Origin of the sequence: Okeania sp. SIO3I5, from assembly GCF_010672085.1 — a bacterium.
Lineage (GTDB): Bacteria > Cyanobacteriota > Cyanobacteriia > Cyanobacteriales > Microcoleaceae > Trichodesmium.
Genome location: NZ_JAAHHT010000437.1, coordinates 1 through 3,605, shown reverse-complemented (window position 1 = coordinate 3,605; position 3,605 = coordinate 1). Strand labels below are relative to the sequence as shown.

Annotated in this window: 4 protein-coding genes; 3 read left to right on the top strand and 1 reads right to left on the bottom strand. The window is 33.3% G+C overall.

Annotated features, from left to right (window positions below):
* Positions 1-692 precede the first annotated feature (692 nt).
* Positions 693-893: a PIN domain-containing protein gene (locus F6K40_RS39310; protein ID WP_293145474.1), complete on the top strand. Its 201-nt coding sequence runs from the start codon at positions 693-695 to the stop codon at positions 891-893.
* 189 nt (positions 894-1,082) lie between these two features.
* Here the strand turns inward: F6K40_RS39310 and F6K40_RS39305 are convergent, their stop codons facing one another.
* A complete protein-coding gene (locus F6K40_RS39305; RefSeq protein WP_293145471.1) occupies positions 1,083-1,811 on the bottom strand; it encodes a hypothetical protein in 729 nt (242 codons plus the stop codon).
* A 181-nt stretch (positions 1,812-1,992) separates the two neighbouring features.
* Between F6K40_RS39305 and F6K40_RS39300 the strand changes: the two genes are divergently transcribed.
* Positions 1,993-2,526: a helix-turn-helix domain-containing protein gene (locus tag F6K40_RS39300; RefSeq protein WP_293145468.1), complete on the top strand. Its 534-nt coding sequence runs from the start codon at positions 1,993-1,995 to the stop codon at positions 2,524-2,526.
* Positions 2,527-2,859: 333 nt separating this feature from the next.
* Positions 2,860-3,360: a hypothetical protein gene (locus F6K40_RS39295; protein ID WP_293145465.1), complete on the top strand. Its 501-nt coding sequence runs from the start codon at positions 2,860-2,862 to the stop codon at positions 3,358-3,360.
* The last annotated feature ends 245 nt before the right edge of the window (positions 3,361-3,605 follow it).

Sequence of the window (3,605 nt, the reverse complement as noted above, 5' to 3'; positions counted from 1 at the left end):
TTACTTACTCTTCACTCCTAACTCTTGACTCCTGACTCCTAACTCCTAACTCCTGACTCCTGACTCCTGACTCCTGACTCCTAACAATGAATTTAGTGGTCTACTCAACTGAAAAGCGCTGTAATGCGTTTTCCGTTCCGGAATGCTCCTATTCTATGTCGCGCTCGCTTGTAGGGGCGAATGGCATTCGCCCTTAGATGTCCGCTCAAGCGCGGAAAACCTCCCTACCTAATGCACTATTTTAGCTGTGTTAATCTATTAGTCTACCGAAATTAAAACCACTGTAAATTAGTTTTTGATATAATCCGTTTATCTGTGCCCAAATCTCTGTCTAGCACTTGTAGGTTGGGTTGAGGTAACGTTTTGCTGACGCAAAGCTCCGCTAACGCTCCGCGACATGAAAAGCGGAGCTTATCCGTAGGATAAACCCAACAATTTTCCCAAAATAATAAGTTCTAATGGTTTAATTAATCTTTGTTTCTTGTTAGTTTTTGATATTAAGATGAGCAGTATTATAATCGAAAATTTTGATGATTACCTCATCGTTAGGTGACAAAAGAGAGCGGAATATAGTAGACGTTCTCTTGAAGCAGAAGCTAAAGAAATTCTCCGTGCAGTATTAACATAAAACGAAGAGAATTCTCTAAATCTTGCTGCAAAAATCAAGGAACGTTTTTCCGATTTTGGAGATTTTGAAATCCCAATTATATCCAGATATCCGCTACGCGAACATCCTAATTTTGAGGATTAATATGATTGTACTTGATACTAATGTAGTGTCTGAACTAATGAAATTTCAAGGTTCATTAGTAGTTCGTCAATGGGTTGCAGCAAGACCAATAAATAATCTTTTTACAACAACTATTACTCAAGCTGAAATTCTTTATAGCTGATCAATAAAATAGATTTAGAGACAAAGTTTTGGAATAAATTATTTGTGTTGGGTTTCGTTGCCTCAACCCAACCTACAAATACTATCTCAAGAATTTATTTAAGGGTTCAATACTTCTTTTGCAGCTTTGATCAAAAATTGAGCAACGGGATTATCGATCATCTTTTCTAAAGCTGCTACTTGCTGTCAATTAAGAATTATCTTTAAACATCATCATCATAATCAGAAGAAAAGCTATATACAAATAAATTATTTCTAATACGGAAAATACAAATAAAGAAGACCTCAATTGTTCACCTTTTTCAAAGGAAAAATGGCTATTTTTGTCAGCGTTTAATATCTGTACTCCTACAATTAGAAGACCTAATGAGTATAAAAATACAACGATTAAATTATAAAATAATCCGAGATCGAATCCAAAAATTATGCCTAAAATAGCAGCAACAGTTACAGATATAATTCCCACCTGCACAATAGGAGCTAAAAAATTATAACCTTTATTTGCCTTTACTGCGTGGTTTGCAAGTCTGTTTATATATCCAATTACCATCAAAGACATCCCAAAAGATTCTATTATGATGTTTGGGTATTGATCAGCAAGCAAAATTAAGATTGGTGAAACCCATAAAGCTTTCAGAAAAATTATTCCAATATATCCAATATATTTAGTCAAATCGCCAGTTTTCGAACCAAACAATGTATAGACTAAATAGCAAAGTACACTATAAATGACCAAAGCAATGATAGTGTTGGTTTGACTTCCATATAAAAGCTCACTTAAAGGTCTTGTGATTTTGAATTGAGCAACTGAACATACAATACACAAATAAATAAAAAAAGTGATACCAATATTAAAAAAGACTTCTGTGAGAAAAGTCTTCTTTTGTGCAAAATTAAGTGAAGATACAGCTTGAGTCATTATCTTGGTTTACTTATTCAAATTGAGGTAATTACTAGGCTAGTTTATATTATAATCAAACTATATTAATATTGACTATTCAGAAAAGGACGGATAAAGACGGGAATTCTGTTAAAAAAATCTAAAAAAGACGGATAATGAAGGATAATAGCGGATAAATTATTTAAACAATTATAAAAAAATGGACTGGCAAACAGTTTTAAATTCAATTGATGAGTTGGTATTTCAGCAAACTGGAAGACACCTAAGTAATATCCAAATGGGAATTTTAAAGGGTGTTCTGAATAACGAAAAATACAGAGAAATTGCAGAACAACATAAATGCTCTAATGGTCATGTTAAAGATGAAGGATACGAACTCTGGCAACTTTTATCAGAGATTTTTGGAGAGAAGTTAAATAAGTCGAATTTTGTCGCTAAAGTTGAACGTTTAGGATTCACAAACTATCAGCATCAGATTATTGGTAATCCTGTACAAATTGGTAATCTTAATCTATGTAATAATCCCGAAACAACAGAATTAAAAAATAGGGATTTTGTCAACAAAAAATCAGATGATAACAACACAACTTTTCCCCAACCCATCGTTGAAAATGTCTTGCATACAAATAAATTAAACACTGTCTCTAAATTAATCAAACTTGGTTTAACAGCACAACAAATTGCTGAAGCAGTAGATTTACCATTAAATGAAGTGCAACAACTAATGGAATAAAATTGAGGATGATGTTTTGGTTACAGCAGAAAGATTTGAAGTAGTAACTGCGGGAGTGCTTACAGCGCTTTTCAGATTGATGAGATCACGTCATAACCAAAACCCTGTAGTGGCATTTTCCTAAAAAATGCAATGAAAACCGCTGTAAATTAGTTTTTGATATAATCCGTTTATCCGTGGCAAAATCTCTGTCTAGCACTTGCGATTTTTATGTTAATTAATGATATTTATAGACAAAAAAGAAAGTTGTTTATAGGTTTAGTAAAAAAATGAGTAAAATCTGGCAGTGGTAGTAGTTTAGAATTTTGGGAAAAACGGACTTGGAGTTATCCTGTGAGTAATCTAAAATTAATTATCAAACAAGCACCTTTTGTCATAGTTGGCGGTGTAGCAACAAGGTTATATATGCCAGAAAGAATGACGTTAGATATTGATATTTTAATTAAAGTTCAAGACCGTAATTTAATTTACCAAGATTTAGACAATTCTCAAATTCAAAAAATAGGTGATTTAAGTATTTGTCGGAGTCAATGGAGATTGTCAGATAATACTTCTTTAGATGTTTTAGAAGGAGAAGATAATTGGGTAGAAGCAGCGATCGCTAATCCTAATTATGCTCCTGATGGTTTACGAATTATTGCCCTACCATATTTAATTTTAATGAAACTATCAGCTAGTCGAACTCAGGATTTAGCAGATGTTAGTAGGATGTTAGGTTTAGCTAAGGAAAAAGAATTAGAAAAAGTTAGAGAAGTTATTAAAATTTATCTATCAACTGCACAAGAAGATTTAGAAAGTTTGATAGCTTTGGGCAAGTTGGAAATAGGAAACTAAACAATAATAAAAGTAGATTTAGAGATAGGGTTTTGGAAAAAATTGCTTGTGTTGGGTTTCGTTACTTCAACCCAACCTACAAGAGTCAATACTAAACAATCTAGATTGAGAAGTCATTTCAGTTATAGCATTTCTCATAAAGATGAGGTACAGTTACGATCCCCCTAAATCCCCCTTGAAAAGGGGGACTTTGAAGACTCCCCCCTTTTTAAGGGGGGCAGGGGGGATCTAAAACTGTATCTCAC

Bases quoted from the DNA above. Each gene is read 5' to 3' on its own strand.
- F6K40_RS39305 (WP_293145471.1), bottom strand. From the start codon at position 1,811: ATGACTCAAGCTGTATCTTCACTTAATTTTGCACAAAAGAAGACTTTT.
- F6K40_RS39300 (WP_293145468.1), top strand. From the start codon at position 1,993: ATGGACTGGCAAACAGTTTTAAATTCAATTGATGAGTTGGTATTTCAG.